The organism is Tenuifilum sp. 4138str (assembly GCF_041102575.1).
Taxonomy (GTDB): Bacteria; Bacteroidota; Bacteroidia; order Bacteroidales; family Tenuifilaceae; genus Tenuifilum; species Tenuifilum osseticum.
On the sequence record NZ_JBGCUE010000015.1, the window covers coordinates 22,473 to 44,622 of the forward strand.

Consider the following 22,150-nt stretch of genomic DNA (forward strand, 5'->3'; position numbering starts at 1 on the left):
AGGGGAAAAGCCAAATAACGACAATTATGACTGCTAAAAAATCAATTTTGGTTCCAACTGATTTTACGGAAGTTGCATGGTTTGCCCTGCAGCATGCCATAAGGGTTTCTGAAGTTGTTAAGGAGCCAATTCACATCTTACACTGTGTTTCGGAGTCAGAAAAACTTGCTGAAGCCGAAAGTAAAATGGCTTCACTTATCGAATCGGTAAAGAGCAAGTATGCTGTTACTCCAAGATCGATAGTCAAAGTAGGTAACTACATGACCGACATAGCTTCAACAGCCGATGAAATAAATGCAAGTATGGTAATTATGGGGTCATCAACCGTAAAGGAGATGGATGAGAATAAGGTTTCGTGGGTGCTAAAGCTAATTACCAGCTGCAAGGTTCCCTTTATAACCATACAGGAACCACCGGTTAACAAGCGTTACGATGATATTGTATTCCCTGTGGATTTTACTATTGAAAACAGAGAGAAACATGAGTGGATATCGTACTTCTGTGATTACTACCTATCCCGTTTCCATATCATTAAGCCCAATACATCGGATCCCAAGCTGATGGCACAGATTGATATAAACCTGGCTTCGGCCAAGAAATTTTTAGATGAGAGGGGCGCCAAGTACGTGGAGTATACCGTTCCCGGCATTAAGAAGTATGAGGAGGAAGTGCTGGACATGGCCGTTAATATTAGAGCTGACCTAATAATAATTATGACCACTCCAACCAGTAAGGATGGTAAATATATTGTTGAACCCGAGGAGCAATATATTCTGGCCAATGCAAGGCATATCCCTGTAATGAGTATTAATCCCCGATAATTCACTTATGGCCGATAGCAGTTTTTCGCTTGTGTTTGCCACCAACAACCCGCACAAGCTTAAAGAGGTACAGCATGCCCTTGGGGATAAGTTTACCTTGGTTACGTTAAACGCTGTTGGTATTACCGAAGAAATACCTGAGGAATATGATACCCTTCAGGATAATGCACTGCAAAAGGCACGCTATGTTTACAACAAAACCGGTCAAAACTGTTTTGCCGATGATACCGGTCTTGAGGTTGAGGCGTTAAACTGGGAGCCAGGTGTATACAGTGCACGCTATGCTGGCGAGGCAAAAAACCCGAAGGATAACATACGTAAATTGCTTAGTAATCTTAAAGGCGTTGAAAACCGTAAGGCTCGATTTAGAACTGTTATCGCATTAATACTTAACGGCGAAGAGTATCTTTTTGAGGGAGTAGTTTGGGGGAAAATCATTGACCAGGAACGGGGAGCCGATGGATTTGGCTACGACCCTATTTTTGTACCCGATGGCTTTACCGAAACGTTTGCCGAAATGCCTTTATCGCTCAAAAATCAAATAAGCCATAGGGGAAAAGCCGTTGAGGAGTTATGCAAATTCCTAAAAAGGAGGTTTTAGCAATATTAATCAATCATTAACCGTTTATTCTTTAGTTACACCTGGTAATATAAATCTTTAGCTATGGTAAAGAGGATATATATCCTTTTATCCTTCATATTTGTAGGTATTTGCAAGGTTCACACCCAACCTGCCATAGGGCAGTGGCGCGATTACTATGCCTTTAACGATGCCCGTGAGCTTAGCATTAGCGGTTCAAAGCTTTACTGTGCAGTGGCAAATGGCTACTTTACCTACGATACCGAAAACGGCGAGCTCAACAAGTACACAACAGTTTCCGGATTAAGCGAGGTAGATATTACTGCATTATCAGCAATACCTCAAAAGCAGATAACGTTAGTTGGGTATAAATCTGGCAACATTGATTTAGTGTATGAAAACACCAAGCGGGTTATCAGCTTGCCATTCATTAAGGATAAGCCCATGTTGGGCAGCAAGTGCATAAACCATTTTTACTACTTCAACTCATTGGTTTACGTTTCAACCGATTTTGGTTTAGTGGTAATTGACCCCGATAGGCTTGAGGTAAAGGATACCTACTTTATTGTTGAAAACGCTGGTACCTTAAAGGTCAACAGGTTGGTTGCCTGGAATGGAAAGTTTTGGGCAGCTACAAACCAGGGCGTTTACAGCGCAAGTTCAAATGACCCTTTGCTAATAAACTATGAACGATGGAGCAGGGAGCAATTCTTTACTGACCCTGCAGCAGAGTGCAGAGGGGTTACAGCCGATGAAACCCACTTGTTGGCTTTGGAAAAAGTTAGCGGTAACGATATTCTATGGATGAATTCTGGTTCTGGATGGGTTGAGGTTGATAGGCCTTTTGACGAAACCCTTGGTGTATCCATAGGCTTTCAGAAAATAGCTGCCTTTAGCAGTAATGCTATTCAGAAATATAGCCTGCAGGGCGAGAAGTTAGAACTTGTTAGCAGTTACCTTTTTGGTGGCACTCCAAAAGTTGCCGATTGTATACCGCTTGAAAACAATGCTTTGGCTGTTGCCGATGAATTCAATGGTTTAGTGATTATTTCCCCTACAGATCAAAGCGTTCATACTCCTACAGGCCCGTTTAGCAACAAATTTTTTCACATTGATGCAAGTGCAAATATGGTTGTTGCGGCATCGGGTGCATACGATGCCGCTTTCGGGAATTTTTGGAACCCGTTTATTGCACATACCTTTTCCGATGGCCGATGGTCGTACTATGCTGATTGGTTTAATCACGATGCGGTTAGGGTGAAGGCTGACCCCCGTAACCCGAATGTTTTTTTTGTTGCAAGCTGGGGTGGAGGTCTGTATAAACTTAATAGTGGAACCCTGGCGGAGCATTATAATCCCGATAACAGCACCCTGCAAAGTGTATTTCCTGGACAGCCATACTGTAGAATAGCCGGTATGGATATAGACCCCAAGGGAAACCTTTGGGTAGCAAATTCTGAGGTTCCAAATCCCATATCGGTGCTAACGGCACATGGGGTATGGAAGTCGTTTCCGTATTACTCAGCAATTGGAACCTCAAGGATTATTTCACTTACCGTTTCGCCATCAGGGATAATCTGGTTGGCTTTAGCCCGCGATAACGGATTGTTTGCCCTTAGCCCCGGTAACGACGTAGAGGCATCAAGTGACGATATCTACCTTAAATTCCGACCGCGCGACGCCAATGGCAATTTATTTTCCAACGAGGTTACAGCACTTGCTTTTGACAGGGATGGTTATTTATGGTTAGGAACCAATCAGGGAGTTTTGGTAAGTTACAACCCACATAGGGTATTACAGGGTGAAACCAGTTTCCAAAAAATCAAGATACCCGATGTAGTGGAAGGACTGGCAGTTTACCTTTTGGAAACCGAGGAGGTTACGTGTATTGATGTTGATGGTGGCAACCGTAAATGGTTTGGAACCGCTAAATCGGGGGTTTACCTTTTTTCGACCGATGGGACAAAACAGATACATCATTTTAACACCAAGAATAGCCCCCTGCCATCAAATACGATACTAAGCATTAAAGCGCATCCGGTTACCGGTGAGGTGTTTATTGCCACCGATAAGGGTTTGATTGCCTACCGTAGCGATGCCAGTGAGCCAGCTAATACGTTTGATAAGATTTACGCCTTTCCCAATCCGGTTCGCCCTAACTATAGTGGGGTTATTACCATAGCCGGGCTTATGGACAATAGCGTGGTTAAAATAACCGATATTGCTGGAAACATTGTTTATGAGACTCGCTCAAACGGTGGTTTAGCCACATGGGATGGGAAAAATAGGAAAGGGCAGAGGGTTGCTACAGGCGTTTACCTAATATTTTGCTCCGACTCAAAAGGCGAGCAGGCTGCTGTTACTAAACTTCTTTTTGTAAAATAGGCCCATGTTACAGCACAATAGGGTAATTGTACTTAGGACTGTTAGGTTTAAGGAGAATAGCCTGATAGTAAGTTGTTACGCACGTGAGCATGGGCGGAATACTCTGTTAGTAAATAACGCTTTCCCTAAGGGGAAAAAAGTGGGGTTGAATGTTTACTTCCAGCCCCTATCCATTCTCGATGTGGTTTACTACTATCGCCCTAACGCTGAGATGTACAGGGTAAAAGAGGTTACCCCTACTTACGCATTCACCAGCCTACATCTAAATCCTATTAAGCTCACGATAACTATTTTTCTCAGCGAGTTAATTTACAGAACGGTAAGAGAACAGGAGACAAACCAGCACCTCTTTTCCTTTATTGAGAGTTCAGTACAAATGCTCGATAACCTCAATACCGGTGTAGCAAACTTTCATCTGATTTTCATGGTGCAGCTTTCGCGGTATTTAGGGTTTTACCCCTTAAACCGATGGAGTCCAGAAGAGCCTTACTTTGACATAAAGAACGGTGTTTTTTGTGGGGTAGAACCCGCTCACGGCTTTGTGCTTGAGAAACAAACCAGCAAGCTGCTTAGTAATGTGATTGATACACCCATGCTCAACCCTGAAATGCTGAGTTTAAATCAAAATCAGCGACAAATACTCATTGAAGCCATTGCCTCGTTTTACCGCTTTCATCTTGGTTCCGGAATACGTTTCAGAACCCTACCAATTCTTATCCAGCTATTCGAATAGCTGCATTCATCAAATAAACCCTGCATTCCATCAAAATTGATATGATAATTGAAATACAATTTGTAATTTTAAACTACAATCATTGTTTTTAATTCACTATGACCCAGAAGGTAGGCGAATTAACAGCTTTAAGCGACGACAGCTTGCAAAAACTAATCAGGGAGTATAGGGCCATTGATATGACTTCTTTAACACCCAACGAGAAGGGATTTCAAGAGTTTATTGATAGTAATATTGATGATTACAATTTTGATATGGATCGTGATGAAAACATGAATCCATACCAGAAACTCTCAAAGTACATACTCAAAAAATACTTTAGGGCGATAAACCCTGAAACCGAGATTGCCTTTGTTAGCGGTGTTAACCTGGCGGTTTTTTTAGCTATTGCTTCAACCGTAAAGGATGGCGATAGCGTGATTGTGTTTGAGCCATTCACTTCAAACCTAAAAACCGCAGTAGAGCTTTGTGGTGCCCGTCCTGTTTACATACCTTTAAGAGCCCCCGATTTCCGCATTGATTGGTGCGAGGTTCAGCGAGCCATTAATGCTACAACCAAGTTAATGGTTATTTCATCGCCTCATCTGTTAACCGGACAAACACTAACAGCTGAGGATTTTGAGGAGCTGCAAAGGTTGATAAATGGAACCAAGATCAAGCTTATCCTAAACGAGTCTATGGCTGAGCTGGGCTATCGTAGCTCTGAAGGAACAAGCGTTAACTTTTACCCAAGACTTTGTCAGGTTACTTACCGTATAGGTTCGCTCAATATTCCTGTTGCACTTAACGATAGTGAAATTGCTTACTGTATTGCACCCGAACCACTAATGGGTGCCTATAAAAATATCCATTCGGCTATTACCTCGAACCCCAACCTAAACCGAGCCGAAGATTTTATCAATATTCTGAGCGCCGAGATAGAAGGGCACATGCTAGCCGATTTTCTGGATGAGAACTACAAGCTCTTACTGGAGACACTCAAGGATAGTAAACTTATTCCCGTAAAGCAATCGGCGGGGTACATGGTAATGCTTGGTTATAAAGGCTACGCCGATATCCGTGATGTTGAAATGGTTGAAAAGTTAATAGTTGAGAAGGGCGTTGGTTTACTGCCACTTTCAGGATTTTACCACGATAGGCAGTGTCATAGGTATTTGGCGATGAATATCACAGTACCGCGAGATGAATTTAAAGAGGCCTTAAGCCGATTGGCTAGCCTATAAGAAGAGCTAAAAGTTTATACTAATAGTATTTAAAAATGGCGAAGATAAACTTCTTCGCCATTTTTTTATTACATCATATGTAGTACCAATTAAGGTAGCTTAAACCTCTCACCGGGTAAAAGAACGTCAATTTTAAGCCCTTTGACCCCAAGGAGCGAATCGCTGGGAATGGGTTTAGATTTAGATGCATCTACCAAAACCACCTGACCTATACCGCAAACAGTTGCACTATCGCCTGAAATGAGCAGTGCGGTAGATTCGTCAATGCCAGCACAGAGATAATCGGGGTTTTCAATGCTGACAGCAATGAGCCTATTAAGCCGTTCACGTTTAACAAAGTGTTGGTCAACAATAATATTTTTTACTAAACCAAGCCCGTCGGTTACCTCAATGTTATTTGGAACTAAATGGCCATACCTTTCATCATCGGGAAATTTAAGCTGTCGGCCAGTAATCATTAGTTTACTCATTACAGCTGCGCCAGCGCTGGTTCCGGCAATAACTGCTCCGTTATGGTAAGCGTATATCAGTGCTTCATGTATGGGAGTGCCGCCTACAATATCCATAAACTTTTTTTGATCGCCTCCGGAGATATAAATAAGCGAGGCCTTTTTAAGGGTGTCAACCCACCACTGTTTTATTGTATCGCCCTTTTGAAAAATAATTGAAAGTGCATTGTTAATCCCCCGTTCAGTAAACTGTTTTGTGGCGTAGTAAGCCGCGCTATCGGGTTCTTCGCTTGCCATGGGTAGCACAACCAGGTAACCCTTTTCCTTAAGTTTTGAAAGATTTATGATTTGCTGTACCATGGCATCGGGGCGTTTCCCACCTCCAATAATATAAAGCTTGCCTTTGCTAGCGCTTTGCTGCGTGCATTTCAGGAACGAAAGCGACACTATACCAAGTAGTAGGTATAAAAGGATGTTTTTCCCTGTCATATTCAAAGTTTTTTAGTAATACAATTAATCACGGGTATGCACTTAATCGCAAAAAAATAATTTCTCTAAATGTTGTTAGGCCAGGATTAATTAGATGATTCAAAATTCAAGTAGCCATCCAGGCTAAAAATAAGTCAACCCATTAAGTGATAGCTTAAAGTTGGGTGTATGAATAGTAACCAAACTTTAAAATTCTATGCCTATGAAGTCGAAAATTTTACTCACCACTCTGTTTGTAGCCATAGTAGCGGCAACTTTTGCTCAGCCGCTATACTGGCGCGAGGATCTGTACGATCCCACAAAAACTTCAACCATAACTCGCGATAATTCTGTTAAAAGCGAGGGTGATTATTCACTCAAGTATGTTTTTACCGACGATGGAACACCCTACTTTATATGCGACACCTTTGCAGTGACAGGAGGGGCAAATTATGAGTTTAAAATAGATTACCTGGATAACGATCCGGCCTGTAAAATTTCAGCAAGGTTGTGGTTTTTCTCTGCACCAAATACCTCATACCTTGAGCGCCAAACCAGCGGAGCAACAACCGATTCGGGCGATTGGCAAACCATAACCATATCGGGAACTGCACCTGCAGGTGCAACCCTGGCCTATGTGGCCATACGCATGGGTACCGATGCTGCCTGGGCGGGAAGTGGTACTTTCTGGGCCGATAATGCACGTTACTTTGAGAATGGTGGAACTACCAACTTAATTAAGAATGGTGGTTTTGAGGGTTGGAAAGTGGTTGAGAATTCAACCATTAAGAATTGGCGTGAGGATCTGTACGATCCCTCCAAAACTTCAACTATTAAACCCGAATTAACCAAAAGCACCCATGGGTTCTACTCGGTTAAGTATACCTTTACCGACGATGGAACACCTTATTTCATTTGCGATACCTTTACTGTAACCGGTGGAGCCACCTATGAGTTCAACATTGATTACCTGGATAACGATCCAGCCTGTAAGATTTCGGCGAGGTTATGGTTTTTCTCAGCGCCAAATACCTCATACCTTGAACGCCAAACCAGCGGAGCAACAACTGATTCGGGTGATTGGCAGACCATAACCATATCTGGGACTGCACCTGCAGATGCAACCCTAGCCTATGTGGCCATACGAATGCAAACCGATGCTGCCTGGGCGGGAAGTGGTACATTCTGGGCCGATAATGCACGCTATTTTGAGAATGGTGGTACCTCAAACCTGATAATGAATGGCAGTTTTGAGGAGTGGGAAGCTCCAACCGAACCAGTATTCTTAACCTATAAGTTTGAAGGATTAAACCCAGTGGTTAATGGGGCTATTGATAAAACAGCCAAGACTGTAACTGCTACAGTTCCTTATGCAACCGATTTAACCAACCTTGTAGCTTCGTTTACTACCAATGGAGCCACCGTTAAGGTAAACGATGTGGTTCAGGAAAGCGGAGTTACACCAAACGACTTTACAAATCCTATCACATACAATTTGGATCTAGGAAGTGTAAACGCTGACTGGGTTGTAACGGTAAATAAAGTTGCTCCTGCTACCGGAAATGATATTCTTTCGTTCAAATTCGAAGGGCTTACACCTCCTGTTACCGGTGTTATTAATGCTGCTGAGCACAAGGTTACCGCCGAGGTTCCGTTCTCAACCGATTTAACAGCCCTTGTGCCAACCATTACGGTTTCAGAATACGCTACCATTTCACCTGCAAGTGGTGTGGCTCAAAACTTCACCAACCCTGTAACCTATACTGTAACTGCTCAGGATGGTTCAACACAGGATTGGATAGTAACCGTAACCAAGGCTGCTGAGGGTCGGACCACTTTGCTTTTTGAGGATTTTGAGAATAAAGTATTAATTCCTTCCGGGTGGGTGCTGATTAACGGCGATGGCTATACTCAAGCACCAGGCGAAGAGCGTTGGCAGGATAGTGCATGGGTGGTTGCAACAACCAATCGTCAGGAGCTACAAGGAACCCAGGTTGCAATGGCTTCATCGTACACCAGCGATATGCCTATGGATGGCAAGGCATACGACTGGATGATTTTACCAAAGGTTGATTTAGGTAATAATACCACCATTGCATGGCAGGCTATGTCAACTACAACCTCGGGTAACTATCCCGATGATTACATGGTAGTAATTGCTCCAGCAGTGGATGGTGTTAATCCTACCATTTCTTACTTTGAAACAGAAGGCAACATTTTGCTTGAGGTTAAGCCGGAGAGCTGGTCGCAGTACGTTGGGCGTCCTGGCCAGGGTTTGGCTACCCGCTCAATCAACTTGCGTAATGCAAAAACAGTAAGCGCTCCCGATGGTTGGTTCAACCGTCCGGTTTGGATTGCGTTTGTACTGATTACCGACCTTTACGTAAATCCCGATACCGGAATTCCAAACAGTTCCCCCGGTGGTTCAAACCTTGCTGTTGATAATATCCACATCTACAACGATGTTCTAAGCGGGATTAGCGATAATGCCAAGAACCTGCTTAATACACTTGTTTACCCCAACCCTGCTTCCGAAAAAGCAACCATTCTTGTCCCCACCCAATTGGGAGGTAAGGTTGACGTTGTAGTAACCGATATTGTAGGGCGAGTGGTTCACAGCACTTCCATAAACGCAACCGAAAATCAAACCCGAGTAAATCTTGAAACAAAAGATTGGGGTAATGGTATTTATATGGTTAGAACCACTTACCGTGGTACAACCGGAATTAATAAGTTAGTTGTAAGGTAGACCTTTACTTTGATCCAAATAAAAGGGCTACCTATTTGGTAGCCCTTTTTATTTAATACTTATTAACCAATTCCGCTTAAGGGAAATGTAATGTATACACGTATTACGATAAATGACTAATTTTACCAATAAAATAAAAAATCAATGAGTTTAAGGCTAAAAGCGAAACAGTTGAAGCGGATGATGCTGGGGATTGCTTCCGAAAAGGAAAAGCAAGAGATTTACAACTCGCACGAATCAAATAGTATGCTTGAGCAGGTTTGGAATAATACCAATTCTGAACTTTCGCAACCATCTTTCGATAAGCAAAGGCTGTTCCAAAAAATTAGTAATCAGATTGATAACAATAATGTACCAGCTATTCGATGGTACCAAAAGCCATCCTTTAGGGTTGCTGCCTCAATTGCTGTGCTAGTTACAATATCTCTTTCAGCAATTTACTTCGTTTGGAACAATAGAAATTTTGCTGAGAAACAAATGTTAACTGTTTTTAGCGGAAGCAATTTGATGCAGCAAGTTGTTCTTCCCGATGGATCGAAAGTGGTGATTAATAAGCAAACAACCATCAAGTACCCCAAAGTATTTAAGGGGAAAGTTCGACGTGTGGAACTTTCAGGCGAAGCCATTTTTGAGGTAACCCATAATCCAAATCAAGCTTTTATTGTGGCTGCCAACAATGTTGAAGTTGAGGTTTTGGGTACAGTTTTTAACGTTATGGCTTACCCTACCGATGGAATGGTTACTGCAACCTTAATTTCCGGTAAGGTTAAATTGAAATACATTGACCCAAGTACAAAGAAGGAGCAAAGTATAACCATTGCGCCAAACCATTCGGCCACATACTATTTTAACCAGAATCGCTTTGAAGTTTCAATGGTTGATGTTAGTAAAGTAACCGCTTGGGAGCAGGGTAAACTAATTTTCAGCGATGAGCCTATTGAAAGTGTTGTTAATAAGCTTAACCGTTGGTATGGGGTTGAAATCTCGCTTAGCAATGACCTTAAAGGGAAGTATAGGTTAACCATGATTGTTGATAACGAAACTATTGATGAAGTTCTGCTTATTATCTCCAAAACTATTCCTATTGGATATTCAAAATCCGATAAGCAGGTATCAATTTACCCAAAACAGTAAAATATGTCAATGTTTACTCTTATAGCTAACGCTGAAGTGTATGCCCCTGATTACATGGAAAAAAAGGATGTCCTGGTTTGCAACGAGACAATCATAGCTATTGGTGATAGCATAAACCCCAAAATGCTGCCCGATAGTGAAGTCGATATAATAGATGCCACCGGATTGAAATTGATACCCGGTTTAATAGATGCCCATGTTCATATCGCTGGAGCAGGAGGCGAAGGTGGCCCATCGACCCGAACGCCAGAGCTACAGCTCAGCCAGCTTATTGCCGGGGGGATTACAACCGTTATAGGTTGCCTAGGTACTGATGGAATAACCCGCTCACCTGAGGCCGTTCTCATGAAAGCAAAATCGCTAAGGGCTGAAGGGGTATCGGCTTGGATGTACACAGGATCGTATCAGGTACCCACACCAACCATTACTGGCTCAATTGCTCGTGATTTAGCACTTATTGAAGAAGTTATTGGTGCGGGCGAGATAGCCCTTTCGGACCATCGCAGTTCGTGGCCTACAACTGCAGAGCTAATCAGGTTGGCTGAGGAGGCCCGGGTAGGAGGTATGCTCGGAGGTAAAGCTGGTATTGTGAACATTCACATGGGCGATGCCAAAAACCCTTTTCAACCCATTCACGATGCGGTTTCGCAAAGCGAACTTAGTTACAGGCAATTTCATCCAACCCATTGCAACCGAAACGATTACATCTTTGAGGATGCCAAAAAATACGGGAAGGAAGGATATATTGATATAACAGCCAGCTCTTATCCTTACTTCCCTGAATATGAGGTTAAGCCATCCAGAGCAATAGTGGAACTGGTGAGGGCAGGTGTTCCCCTAGAGCACATTACAATGACCTCCGATGCAAACGGATCGCTCCCTTTATTTGATAAAAATGGTGAACTGGTTAGGCTTGAAATGGGTCAACCCAAATCTATTTATAACGAAATGATTGATATCCATTTAAAGGAGGGTTTACCCCTTGAAAAGGCATTGACTGTGGTAACATCAAATGTTGCGCGAATACTGAAGTTGAAAAGTAAAGGGAAGGTGCAGGTTGGCACCGATGCCGATTTGGTATGTATTAATAACGATTTTGCGATTGTTCACATAATAGCCAAAGGAAAAATTTTGTTAAGGGAGGGAGTTGCAAGAGCCAAGGGAACATACGAGTAACCAAGAGGTTACAGTTGAGTTGAGTAGGGAAAAGCAAATCGCCCTTAAGGTTATTGAGGGCAACCATGATGCTTTTGCCCAGCTCTACGATTTATATGCCGAAAGGATTTACTACTTTGCCCTCCGCTTTATGATTTCCAAAGAGGATGCCGAAAATGTAACACAGGAAGTGTTTGTAAAGCTTTGGGAAACCCGCGACCGTATTGATGTAAACCTTTCATTAAGCTCATACCTTTTCACCATAGCCAGAAACACCATTTTTAATATCCATCGTAAGCGGGTAAATGAGATTGCTTACCTTGAGCATTTGAGCAACTACCTTGAATCAAATCACGTCCGATTGGAGAATGAAATTATTTTCCGAGATATTCAGGAACAGCTAGAAAGAATAATAAACGATTTACCGCCTCAGCGGAAAAAAGTATTTGAGCTTAGCCGAAAACAAGGACTAAGCCATAAGGAAATAGCGGAACAGCTTAACATCTCCGAAAAAACAATAGAAACGCATATTAGACTTGCCCTGAAAACACTTAGGGAGGGACTAAATCTGTAAATAAAAAGGATGCCAACATTATTGGCATCCTTTTTTACCTATTAACAAATTTATTTTTTCTTACCCATATCAAGGGTTAGGCTACCTTCAAATGAACCTTCAATCTTAAGATCGCTTGTAGAAACGCAGTCAATAGAGATTTTGTAAGTTGTACCCGACTTCTCAATTTTCACTGTGCCAGACTTAACATTTACAATGGTACCCGAAGAAGAACTGAAATCGTAATTCAGGTAGAATCTACCTATATCAAATGTAAATGCATCTTCGGATTGGTTAAAGGTATAGGTTCCTACGGGAAGTTGTTCTTCATTATTAGTGAAAATTTCAAAGTAAACGGCATTACCAGTTTCAGTGTCTCCTTCAACTTCATTTGAAACCAGAATTAAATCGATGTTGTAAACACCAGTTGAAACCTCACCATAAGGAACGTAATAGCCTTTATCAATTTTATAGGTTTTTCCATTGTACTTAAAGGCCTGTTTGATTGTATCCTCATCTTTTGAGCAACTTGTAAAGAATACATTTGCAACTAAAACAACTAAGCTAAGAATAAAAAATTTTTTCATGATTGTAGTTTTTAAGTTTACCTACTCGTAAGCTTTTCGGTTTTCGCTCCCTACTCTTTTTAAATTGGAATTTCAGGTATCTCCTTATTACAAAATTAACGTTTTTTAATTATCTGGGTAAAAAAGTTTGACCAACCATAAAAATTTTTCCATCAACATTGGAATACTCAAGGTTAATATTAAATAATGGAGTTTATCAAGGTCTTGAATGCTAATGCGTTATTACTTTTATCTACCAGTAAAAAATATAATTCTAATAGTTAAATTCTTTAATCGAAAAATTCCATACCTAACCAGCAATCAACAGAAAGTTCTATTGTAATATATCGTTAATATCAGATAACGAAGAAGTTATTTTTATAACCGATTAATTTAAATAAATCTTCCATTTAGAATTTTACTTAAGGGAAAACACAAATCTAACCGTATTACATAAGAAACACCAAGTTGTAAAATGCAGTTAAAAATTACAACCATTGTTTTTTTACTTTTTGCTTCGTGCTCTGGAGAGATTAGCAAATCAAATTTTGCTGAACCCACTTACATTTACCTGGGTGAAAACAGCATCTGCTATTTCTCTACTGATAGCGCTAGAAGAGTTGTTATTTTTACAGATTTTCAAAATAACCGTTTGGATTCCAGTGTGTTGTTTGGAAGGTTAAAAGAAAGATATGTAAATGCGCAAGTTTTCAATTTTAGTCAAATTAATGAAGTTAATCTATCACAAACCTTAACGGGTAGTCTAGATATTTTTGTTGTTCCAAATTCAAACGTTAACTCACTCGATTTGATAGGCTTGTTTAAGAATCTTAAAGGTTTACAGTACTTCTTAGTTGTAAACAAAGCTACTGCAAGGGTATTATTTAGGAAGTTGGCCTACCAGAGTAACAAGAATTCTACAACCAGAAACTTTAAAAATGTGGGCGTTGGGGGCGTTACTATGGTTTCGGGTTTTGATTTTGTTGGTTTACCGGTTGTGTTAGTTCAGTCCGAAGCAGAAAGCCGAATTCCAAAGATGTTATCGGTGGCAATGCAAAATCCTTTGGATTATATAATCAGTGTTGACGATTCTGCTTATATAACCATCCAAAGAAATGTTATCAAGGTTTATGGCAAAGGCCAAATGTTTATGGTTAAACATCCTGAAGCCAGTACAAAGGTTGACAACGGGCTTTTTGGAGGTGAAAATCTTCAGGTGAGCGTTTTTTTGCCCGGCGATAGTTTAGTTATCAAATAGATTTTTAACCATGAAAACAATTACTAAATCGTTATCATTTGCTTTTTTGATGTTGGTAACCCTGAATTATGCAAAAGGTCAAGGTTTTTTGATGCTTGCGGGCGGCGGTGGAGAAAGTAGCGGGAGTTGGAGCGATTTACCCTACTCCTGGGTGGTAACGCAGTCGGCTAACAAAAAGGTTGCCATTATTAGCGTTAACGACGAAACCGATTGGCTACCAAATTACTTCAAGTCATTTGGGGCTAAGTGGACAAAAAATTTTAAGATCGATAGCAAATCGCTTGCTAATTCCCAATGGCTTTATGATAGCCTGATTACCTATGGAGCTATTTTTTTGAAAGGTGGCGACCAAAGTAAGTATTACGAGTACTACAAGGGAACAAAAACCCAACAGGCATTACAGCAAGTATTCAGCAGCGGAGGAGTACTTGCTGGCACTTCAGCTGGAGCAATGATACTTTCCCCCATTGTGTTTACTGCACAGGTAGCTTCGGTTGATCCATCCACCGCACTAATGAGCGCTTACTCATCCCAAATTACCCTTGCAAATGACTTTTTAAATACCATTCAAGGGAATTTAATATTTGATACTCACGTTGCCGAGCGGGGGCGATTAGGCCGAATGCCGGCCTTTATGGCTAGCTGGTATAAGCAGACCGGGCAATTGGCAGTGGGTGTTGGAATAGATGATCATACCGCAATCTGTATTTCGCCTAACGGTATGGCTACTGTTTACGGAACCGGTGCCGTGGGAATTTATAGAGCTAATAGTGCTACAAATCCGTTCGACACCCAGGTTTCAATGCTAAAATCGGATTACATTGAACTAACCCAATTGCTTCATGGAACCACAATCAACCTGAATACTTTTGAGGTATCAGGCTACAGCAACACAATCAATCCGCTGGTAAACGAAATTAATTCTCGAATTACTGTGTTCTTTAGTGGGACTGATTATCCTAGCGATGACGCTTGCGCATACTTTGTAAACCAAGCAGGCGGTAGTGCCGATCCAATTCTTATTGTAACCGGAACCGATCAGACGAGAGCAAACTCACTTAAATCAACATTTACGGCAAAAGGAGCAGCTAAAGTTGATATCATTCAGGGCCTTAGCGCTAACTCATCAAATACGGAACATCAGGCATTGATAAATGCCGCAAAGAAATTTGTTTTTGTGTCGAACGATCGTGTTGAACTCTTTAGCTACCTGAATGCAGCGGGTAATGGGCTGTTGCTTAAAACCAAGCTAAAATCACCCGAAATGGTTTCATTCTTTGTGGGCGATAATGCCCGTTTTGCAGGAGCATCAGTAGTAAACAACTACACCACATCGGGAGCATCGTATAATGGTCAACTTCAGTTCAGCAGTGGTATAGGGTTACTAGAAAATTTATGCATTATTCCTAATGCATTTATCAATAGCCAATACTACGAGAATTGCGTTACCGGTGTATCGTATTTAATGCTAGCCGATAAGCTGAAGAATGGCCTTTTAATTACGGGTTCAACCTTTGCCTGTTACACTTTCGACTCCCGGCAAAAATCATTTCTAAGTAACGTAATGGGCAGTTTCCCGCTGGTGTATTTCAGTAATACAGGGACTAGAGGTGCATTTGCTAATCAGGGGCCTTATAGTCAATCGAGAAATATTGCTGGGTTTGAACGGGTTATGTTGCGCTTTTTGGGAACTGCCGATACGGTTATACTAGGGAATAATGTGCCTACATATACCCCAGAGAACCAATACTTAGGCAAGTTGATAAAAGTTTATCCCAATCCGGCTATCGATTATGTGAGTATTGAGGTATTGAACCCCGGAATACTTGAAATTTTTGATGTAACCGGTAAAAAAGTAATGGAATCCAGGTTAACTGTAACATCAACACTTTCAATATCAAATTTGCATGATGGGATTTACTTTTTAAGATTTAGAGACGATAGGAACGTCCTAGTAACTACTCAGAAACTGTTAAAATTGTCAAAGAACTAAACCTTCACCAATGAGTAAAAAAATTGTTTTTCCCCACACTATTGTCATCATCATTTTTATAATGATAGGTCTTATTCTGTTAACCTGGATTTTGCCTGCAGGTGAGTTTGAGAAGCAGCTAGTAAACGGACGAAAGGTAATTGTTCCCGGAACATACCATCAGGTTAGCGGTTCACCGCAAGGTTTAGGATCGATGCTTACGGCGCCAATAAAGGGATTTATTGAGGCCGCCCAAGTAATAGGCTTTTGTTTGATTGTTGGGGGTGCTTTTGGAATGCTAGCACGTACTAAGGCCATTCCGGCTGCACTGAATAGACTTTTGGAGCGAGGTAAGGATAATCCCCGGCTGAATAGCATAATAGTTCCCATTGTAATGGTATTTTTTTCGCTAGCCGGGGCAACCTTTGGTATGAGTGAATCCACTCTTGTTTTTGTAATGATAACTATACCCTTGGCTATTGCTCTTGGCTACGATTCTATTGTGGGTATTTCGATGTCGTTCATGGCTGCAGGCGTTGGATTTGCAGCAGCAATTACTAATCCGTTTAACATTGGAGTTGCCCATGGAATTGCTGAGTTGCCTTTATTTAGTGGCTGGGAGTTCAGGGTACTGATATGGACAGTGCTAACATCAATAGCCATTTTCTTCGTAATGCGCTATGCAAACCGGATTAAAAGAAACTTACAGATCAGTTCGGTTTATGAAATTGATAGAGACCGAAGTGTTGAGGTCTCTGAAGACTCGTCGATAAAAATATTTGATATAAGGCAAAAAATCATTATTGGTTTGCTATTCATATCGCTAATCCTTTTGGTTTATGGGGCAAACCAATGGAAATGGTTTATAAATGAGATTTCGGCGCTATTTATTGCTTTGGGTATACTTTCAGCAGTAGTTTACAGATTAAAAACCCTCGATGCGGTTGATGCTTTCATTAATGGCGCTAAGGACATGGTTACCGCAGGCCTCATAATTGGTATGTCCAGAGGATTGCTTGTAATTGCATCACAGGGAAAAATAATCGACACTATACTTTATAGCGTTTCCGGGTTAGGCAAGAGCTTACCTCCTGAACTTTCCGTGCAGGTTATTTTCATTTTTCAATCATTGTTTACTTTCCTGGTTCCTTCAGGTTCAGGACAGGCTGCACTTACCGTTCCAATTGTAGCTCCCCTGAGCGATTTACTTGAAGTGGGACGTCAAACCGCAGTTACCGCTTTTCACCTTGGCGATGGACTATTCAGCATGTTGGTCCCAACTAGCGGCGTTACTATGGGAGTCCTTTCAATTGCCAAAATCCCCTATACTACATGGGTTAAATGGTTTATAAGGTTACTTCTGATTCTTTTTGGGGTTTCCATGATTTTATTAGTTTTTGCATTGTACTATTTTGGGAAATAAATGTTTTGGATAATGGATTGTACGCCGCCTCCATTGGGGCGGTTTTTTGTTTAGTGTTGTTTAGATTCTTTTTTTTTGATACATTTCATGGAATTTTTTCGGTAAACTAATCCTGTAGCATGAGGCCAATTCTATCTACTTCAGCAATTTTGTTATTTTTTTACACACTTTGCGCTCAGGATGTAGCGGTATATAGTTTTTCATTTAAAGACCAGAAGCTGGGCGACATTTTAAAGGATATTTCATCTCAAACCGGTTATAAGTTTGCATTCTCTTCATCGGACTTAAATGTCGATACAATAGTTACTTTCTCGGCACGCAAAAAAGCAGCAGCCGATGTATTTAATTTGCTTGGGAAAACCATTGAGTGTAGTGTTGAAATAATTAACAATACAGTTGTACTAAAACCTTTACGGCTAATGCCCCCATTTACTCTAAGGGGAACAGTTGTAGATTTTTCCACAGGCGATTTTATTGCTGGAGCAAATGTTATTACCAGCGACATGAAAGGAACCTATACCGATTCGGCAGGCCAATTCTCCCTAGCCGTTAAGTATGGGCAAACGTTAAACTTTTCGTGTATAGGATACCATCCTTTGAATTACCAGGTAACCACCGATACCGTTGTAAGGCTATGGTTAAAACCAATGCTAAACCCAATTGGAGAAATTGTGGTTGTGGCTTTTGGAAGTGAACAACGTAACCTTTTAACGGGGTCAGTATCGGTAGTTGATCCCCAACGTTTTTCACAGGTAAACGATGCCTCGGTAATGGGTGCTTTCCAAACAAATCTAACCGGAGTACTAATTCAAAACAATGCAGGAACACCCGGCTCATCGGTTAAAATGAATATTCGGGGAATCACATCCATTTCAGCAGGTAACTCGCCTCTTTTTGTGATTGATGGGGTTCCGGTAATTACTGGAAACTACTCGCAGCTCGGTTTTAGCGGGCAAACCATTGATGCCATTTCCGATATTCCGGTAAACGATATTGAATCGATTACAGTTTTAAAAGATGCCTCATCGAGCGCGCTATATGGCACCCGAGCTTCAAATGGGGTAGTGCTGGTTGCTACAAAAAGGGGGCAAGCAAGCGCCAACAGCATATCAGTTGATTCCTACTTTGGGCTTCAACAGGCCAACCGGAAGCTCAACATGCTAAATGCCACCCAGTGGATGAATATGATTAACGAGGAAGCCATTCAACGAGGCGAGCCCCAGGTTTATTCCGATGATTTTATACAAAACAATAAGGTTGATACCCGATGGCTCGATGAAGTATTTCGCGTTGCTCCAACATACAGCCTTCAGCTATCGTTCAGGGGAGGCGATAGCAACTCATCATACTACGTGAGCGGTAACTACTATAACCAGGATGGAATTGTTTTAGGTAGCGACTTTAGTCGCTACGGGTTCAGGGTTAACTACGACTATAGCATAAACCCAAAGTTAAAGCTGCAGGTGGGTAATGGTTTCAGCTTTTCAACTAACAATAGGGTTGAGGGCGACCAATCGCTTAATGGGCCCTTGCCCAACGCCATATCAATGCCACCCATATACCCCGTTTATAACCCCGATGGTACATTCAATAACGATGGTCCCTATGCAAACCCCATTTCGATAGCAAAGGAGGAAAAAAACCTTGCCAAATCGCATAGGAATATTTCAAACCTGACATTAACGTATAAACCAAGCAGCAATTTTCAAATAAACGCTCAAGGAGGTATTGATTACTATAACCTGAATGAACAAACCTTTGCCCCAAAACAAACCCGACAAGGAGCAAAGTACGATGGACTTGGAATTGAGGCAACCAGCAATGTTATTACGTTTTACTATTCATCGTATGCTAATTTTACCAATAAATGGAAAACCGGGAACCTTGAGGTTTTGGGTGGTTTAAGCACTGAGCGATACATGGAGCATGGTAGTTACTTAAGGTCGCAAAGTTTCCCCGGTAATAGCATAGAGTTTTTACAGGGTGGCGCAATACCAGTTCAGGCCAGTTCACGGGAAGTGGATGCGCTGAACCTTTCGGTATTTTCACGTTTGAAATTTCTGTACCTGAACAGGTATATGTTTACATTTAACTTCCGGCGCGACGGATCATCTAAGTTTGGCGAGAGTAACCGTTTCGGGAATTTCCCGGCTATTGCATTCCTTTGGAATGCATATGACGAACCCTTTTACCCCAAACACACCCTATTTCCAAGAGTTAAGTTAACGTTGAGTTATGGCCTTACTGGAAACGACCAAATCAGCGATTTTCGGGCACTCGACCTATTCGCCCCAGGATCAAACTATGGCGGCTCAGCAGGATTACGACCTGCTCAAATTGCCAACCCCAATTTAAAGTGGGAGTCCACCCATCAGTTTAATGCTGGTATTCGGGTCGACTGGTTGGATAGGGTTCGTCTTTCAGCCGATTACTATGTAAAAAACACATTCGATTTGCTTTACCGTTTGCCTTACCCTACTTCTACCGGGTTCAGCTATATCATTTCCAATATAGGAAAAATGCGAAATAGCGGTTTTGAGCTTGATTTAAATGCCGATTTGCTCACTGAGCCAGTTTCCTGGAACGTTGGATTTACAATAACCATGAACAGGAACGAAGTAGTAAGCCTATACCAAAACCAACCTATAAGGAATATTGGGCGAGCCTCCAGTAGTATTGAAGAGGGACAACCCCTATCGTTTTTTTACGGCTACAAGGCTCTTGGTGTGAATCCGGCCGATGGAATGATGATTTACAAAGATTTGAACGGCGATGGTATAATCAACGATTTTGATAAAACACGGATTGGATCCCCATTCCCTGACCTGTTTGGCGCTCTTACAAGTCAACTTACTTACCGTTCGTTTAGCATTAACTTTAACATTTTCTATTCCATAGGTAATGAGATTTTCAATGCAACCCGAATGTACACCGAAACGCTATCAAAATCCAATCAAACCACAGCAGTACTTCGGCGTTGGAGGCAACCCGGCGATATTACCGATATACCTAAAGCATCAACGTATAACAAACTCATTTCATCGAGGTTTGTTGAGGATGGTTCATTTGTAAGGCTGAAGAGCATTAAGTTAACATATACAGTAAACCAAAAAGTGATTAGGAAAACTGCATTTGCTGGTTTGCAGTTTTACATTGCAGGAAAGAACCTGTTAACATGGACCCGCTACAGCGGTATGGACCCGGAAGTGAACTACAACGGTGAAAACTCTATAGTGATGGGCACCGATTTCTTTACCTGTCCACAACCTAAAACTTTAATACTGGGAGTATGCGCAAAATTCTAATATCCATATTGCTCATACCGTTTATAGCCTGCGACGATTGGCTCGATATTAAGCCGAAGAACTATGTTGCCTCCGATGAGGTTTTTACAACCCCCGAAAACCTTTATGCAGCCCTAACCGGTTGCTACGATGCCCTCCAGCTTCAGCATTACTACGGTCGTAGTTTTATCATTGCAGGCGATCTGCTCTCGGACAATAGCGTGGCAAAGGGAACAAAAATTGAGCTTATTGCCCTAGATGAGAATAATTTGACCCCCGATAATATTATTGTTGAAGGGGTTTGGGAGGATATTTACACTGCAATTAATAGGGCAAACTACATCCTTGAAGGAATTCAAGACGTAAATTTTTTAAACGAAACGGAAAAGAACGACATCGTAGGTCAGCTTCGATTTTTAAGGGCTCTGCACTACTTTAACCTTGTTCGCCTGTATGGTGCTGTGCCGCTTAAGCTTAAACCCACAACCAAAAACGATCCCTCAAATTTTCTTCCACGATCTCCCATTGGTAGTGTTTATCAGCAAATTATTTCAGACCTTGATTCCGCTGAAATATCAATTCAAAATATTCAGCCTCAGTGGGCTACGGTTCGTTCGTCAAGAGCGCTAAAAGCTCTGGTCTATTTAACTCTGGCCGATTATCCACATGCCTTGCAGTATGCTAATGAATGTTTGTTGGAAAACTCATACCTGGAATCGGATTACAGCAAGCTATTCGGTTCATATACCGAGCCAAGTGCCGAAATAGTTTTCTACATACCATTCATACCGAGCGATAATAACCGTTTGGCAGAATACCATTTCCCAAACCAGCTAGGTGGAAGATACGAGAATGCTCCTAAATCGGATTTGGTAAGCTTAATAGCACCAAGCGATAAACGTAAGAAGTGGATTGCCGAGTCGCTTTCAACAAGCTCTGGGATCATTTTCTATACAAAAAAATACCCAAACCTTTCTACCGGAGCAAACAACGTTACCGTTTTACGCAATGCTGAACTTTACTTCATCAGAGCCGAAGCGCTATACTTTACCGATTCTGTAGCCCACTTCAATACCATACTTAACGATTTAAATACAGTTCGACAACGAGCAGGTCTTAACCCTATCGATTCGGCCACTGCATTAGGAAAGCTTTGGCCTATCCTGGAGAATGAAAAACAGTTAGAATTTGCCTTTGAGGGCAAGCGTTGGTTCGATTTGGTTAGAACCAACAGGGCTCTTGTAAAAATACCTAGTATTACCTCAGTAAACCAAACGCTTTTCCCAATACCCCAAACAGAAATTCTTTATAATCCTCAAATTACCCCAACCGACCAAAATCCGGGTTACTAAAAAAAAACGGCTCCCATAGGAGCCGTTCTTAACAAACATAACGCC

General features: G+C 41.5%; 16 protein-coding genes. 14 read left to right on the forward strand and 2 right to left on the reverse strand.

Going from position 1 to position 22,150, the window contains the following annotated elements; genetic code table 11:
- Positions 1 to 26: 26 nt before the first annotated feature.
- The 5 genes from AB6811_RS12655 (at position 27) to AB6811_RS12675 (ending at position 5,742) form a co-directional block, all read left to right on the forward strand.
- A complete protein-coding gene (locus AB6811_RS12655) occupies positions 27 to 821 on the forward strand; it encodes a universal stress protein (RefSeq protein WP_369490866.1) in 795 nt (264 codons plus the stop codon).
- A gap of 7 nt (positions 822 to 828) precedes the next feature.
- A complete protein-coding gene (locus AB6811_RS12660; protein WP_369490867.1) occupies positions 829 to 1,422 on the forward strand; it encodes a non-canonical purine NTP diphosphatase in 594 nt (197 codons plus the stop codon).
- Between the two features lie 63 nt (positions 1,423 to 1,485).
- The gene (porZ, locus tag AB6811_RS12665) at positions 1,486 to 3,786 is read left to right on the forward strand and encodes a type IX secretion system anionic LPS delivery protein PorZ (RefSeq protein WP_369490868.1); all 2,301 of its coding nucleotides are present in this window, start codon (positions 1,486 to 1,488) and stop codon (positions 3,784 to 3,786) included.
- Between the two features lie 4 nt (positions 3,787 to 3,790).
- A complete protein-coding gene (gene recO / locus AB6811_RS12670; protein ID WP_369490869.1) occupies positions 3,791 to 4,519 on the forward strand; it encodes a DNA repair protein RecO in 729 nt (242 codons plus the stop codon).
- 98 nt (positions 4,520 to 4,617) lie between these two features.
- Entirely contained in the window at positions 4,618 to 5,742 is a 1,125-nt protein-coding gene (locus tag AB6811_RS12675) for an aminotransferase class I/II-fold pyridoxal phosphate-dependent enzyme (protein WP_369490871.1), read from the forward strand.
- A gap of 89 nt (positions 5,743 to 5,831) precedes the next feature.
- On the opposite strand, the gene AB6811_RS12680 is transcribed toward AB6811_RS12675, so the two are convergent.
- Positions 5,832 to 6,680, reverse strand: coding sequence for a cyanophycinase (locus AB6811_RS12680; protein WP_369490872.1), 849 nt, complete (start codon positions 6,678 to 6,680; stop codon positions 5,832 to 5,834).
- Positions 6,681 to 6,882: 202 nt separating this feature from the next.
- On the opposite strand from AB6811_RS12680, the gene AB6811_RS12685 reads away from it, so the two are divergent.
- The 4 genes from AB6811_RS12685 (at position 6,883) to AB6811_RS12700 (ending at position 12,271) form a co-directional block, all read left to right on the forward strand.
- On the forward strand, positions 6,883 to 9,408 hold the full coding sequence (locus AB6811_RS12685; RefSeq protein WP_369490874.1) for an SGBP N-terminal domain-containing protein: 2,526 nt from the start codon (positions 6,883 to 6,885) through the stop codon (positions 9,406 to 9,408).
- 180 nt (positions 9,409 to 9,588) lie between these two features.
- Positions 9,589 to 10,542: a FecR family protein gene (locus AB6811_RS12690; protein ID WP_369490875.1), complete on the forward strand. Its 954-nt coding sequence runs from the start codon at positions 9,589 to 9,591 to the stop codon at positions 10,540 to 10,542.
- Between the two features lie 3 nt (positions 10,543 to 10,545).
- On the forward strand, positions 10,546 to 11,718 hold the full coding sequence (gene iadA / locus AB6811_RS12695) for a beta-aspartyl-peptidase (protein WP_369490877.1): 1,173 nt from the start codon (positions 10,546 to 10,548) through the stop codon (positions 11,716 to 11,718).
- A 19-nt stretch (positions 11,719 to 11,737) separates the two neighbouring features.
- Positions 11,738 to 12,271 (forward strand): RNA polymerase sigma-70 factor, encoded by a 534-nt coding sequence (locus AB6811_RS12700; protein ID WP_369490879.1) that lies wholly within the window; start codon positions 11,738 to 11,740, stop codon positions 12,269 to 12,271.
- Positions 12,272 to 12,321: 50 nt separating this feature from the next.
- On the opposite strand, the gene AB6811_RS12705 is transcribed toward AB6811_RS12700, so the two are convergent.
- Entirely contained in the window at positions 12,322 to 12,837 is a 516-nt protein-coding gene (locus tag AB6811_RS12705; RefSeq protein WP_369490881.1) for a hypothetical protein, read from the reverse strand.
- Positions 12,838 to 13,291: 454 nt separating this feature from the next.
- Between AB6811_RS12705 and AB6811_RS12710 the strand changes: the two genes are divergently transcribed.
- The 5 genes from AB6811_RS12710 to AB6811_RS12730 all read left to right on the forward strand — a co-directional run bounded on the left by AB6811_RS12710 (position 13,292) and on the right by AB6811_RS12730 (position 22,105).
- A complete protein-coding gene (locus AB6811_RS12710; protein ID WP_369490882.1) occupies positions 13,292 to 14,074 on the forward strand; it encodes a hypothetical protein in 783 nt (260 codons plus the stop codon).
- Positions 14,075 to 14,084: 10 nt separating this feature from the next.
- Entirely contained in the window at positions 14,085 to 16,067 is a 1,983-nt protein-coding gene (locus tag AB6811_RS12715) for a T9SS type A sorting domain-containing protein (RefSeq protein ID WP_369490884.1), read from the forward strand.
- Positions 16,068 to 16,077: 10 nt separating this feature from the next.
- Positions 16,078 to 17,469 carry a YfcC family protein gene (locus tag AB6811_RS12720; RefSeq protein WP_369490886.1) on the forward strand — a complete coding sequence of 464 codons (1,392 nt, stop codon included), beginning with the start codon at positions 16,078 to 16,080 and terminating at the stop codon, positions 17,467 to 17,469.
- Positions 17,470 to 17,588: 119 nt separating this feature from the next.
- Positions 17,589 to 20,774, forward strand: coding sequence for a SusC/RagA family TonB-linked outer membrane protein (locus AB6811_RS12725; protein WP_369490888.1), 3,186 nt, complete (start codon positions 17,589 to 17,591; stop codon positions 20,772 to 20,774).
- A complete protein-coding gene (locus AB6811_RS12730; RefSeq protein ID WP_369490891.1) occupies positions 20,759 to 22,105 on the forward strand; it encodes a RagB/SusD family nutrient uptake outer membrane protein in 1,347 nt (448 codons plus the stop codon). Before AB6811_RS12725 ends, AB6811_RS12730 begins: the two co-directional genes overlap by 16 nt.
- Positions 22,106 to 22,150 lie beyond the last annotated feature (45 nt).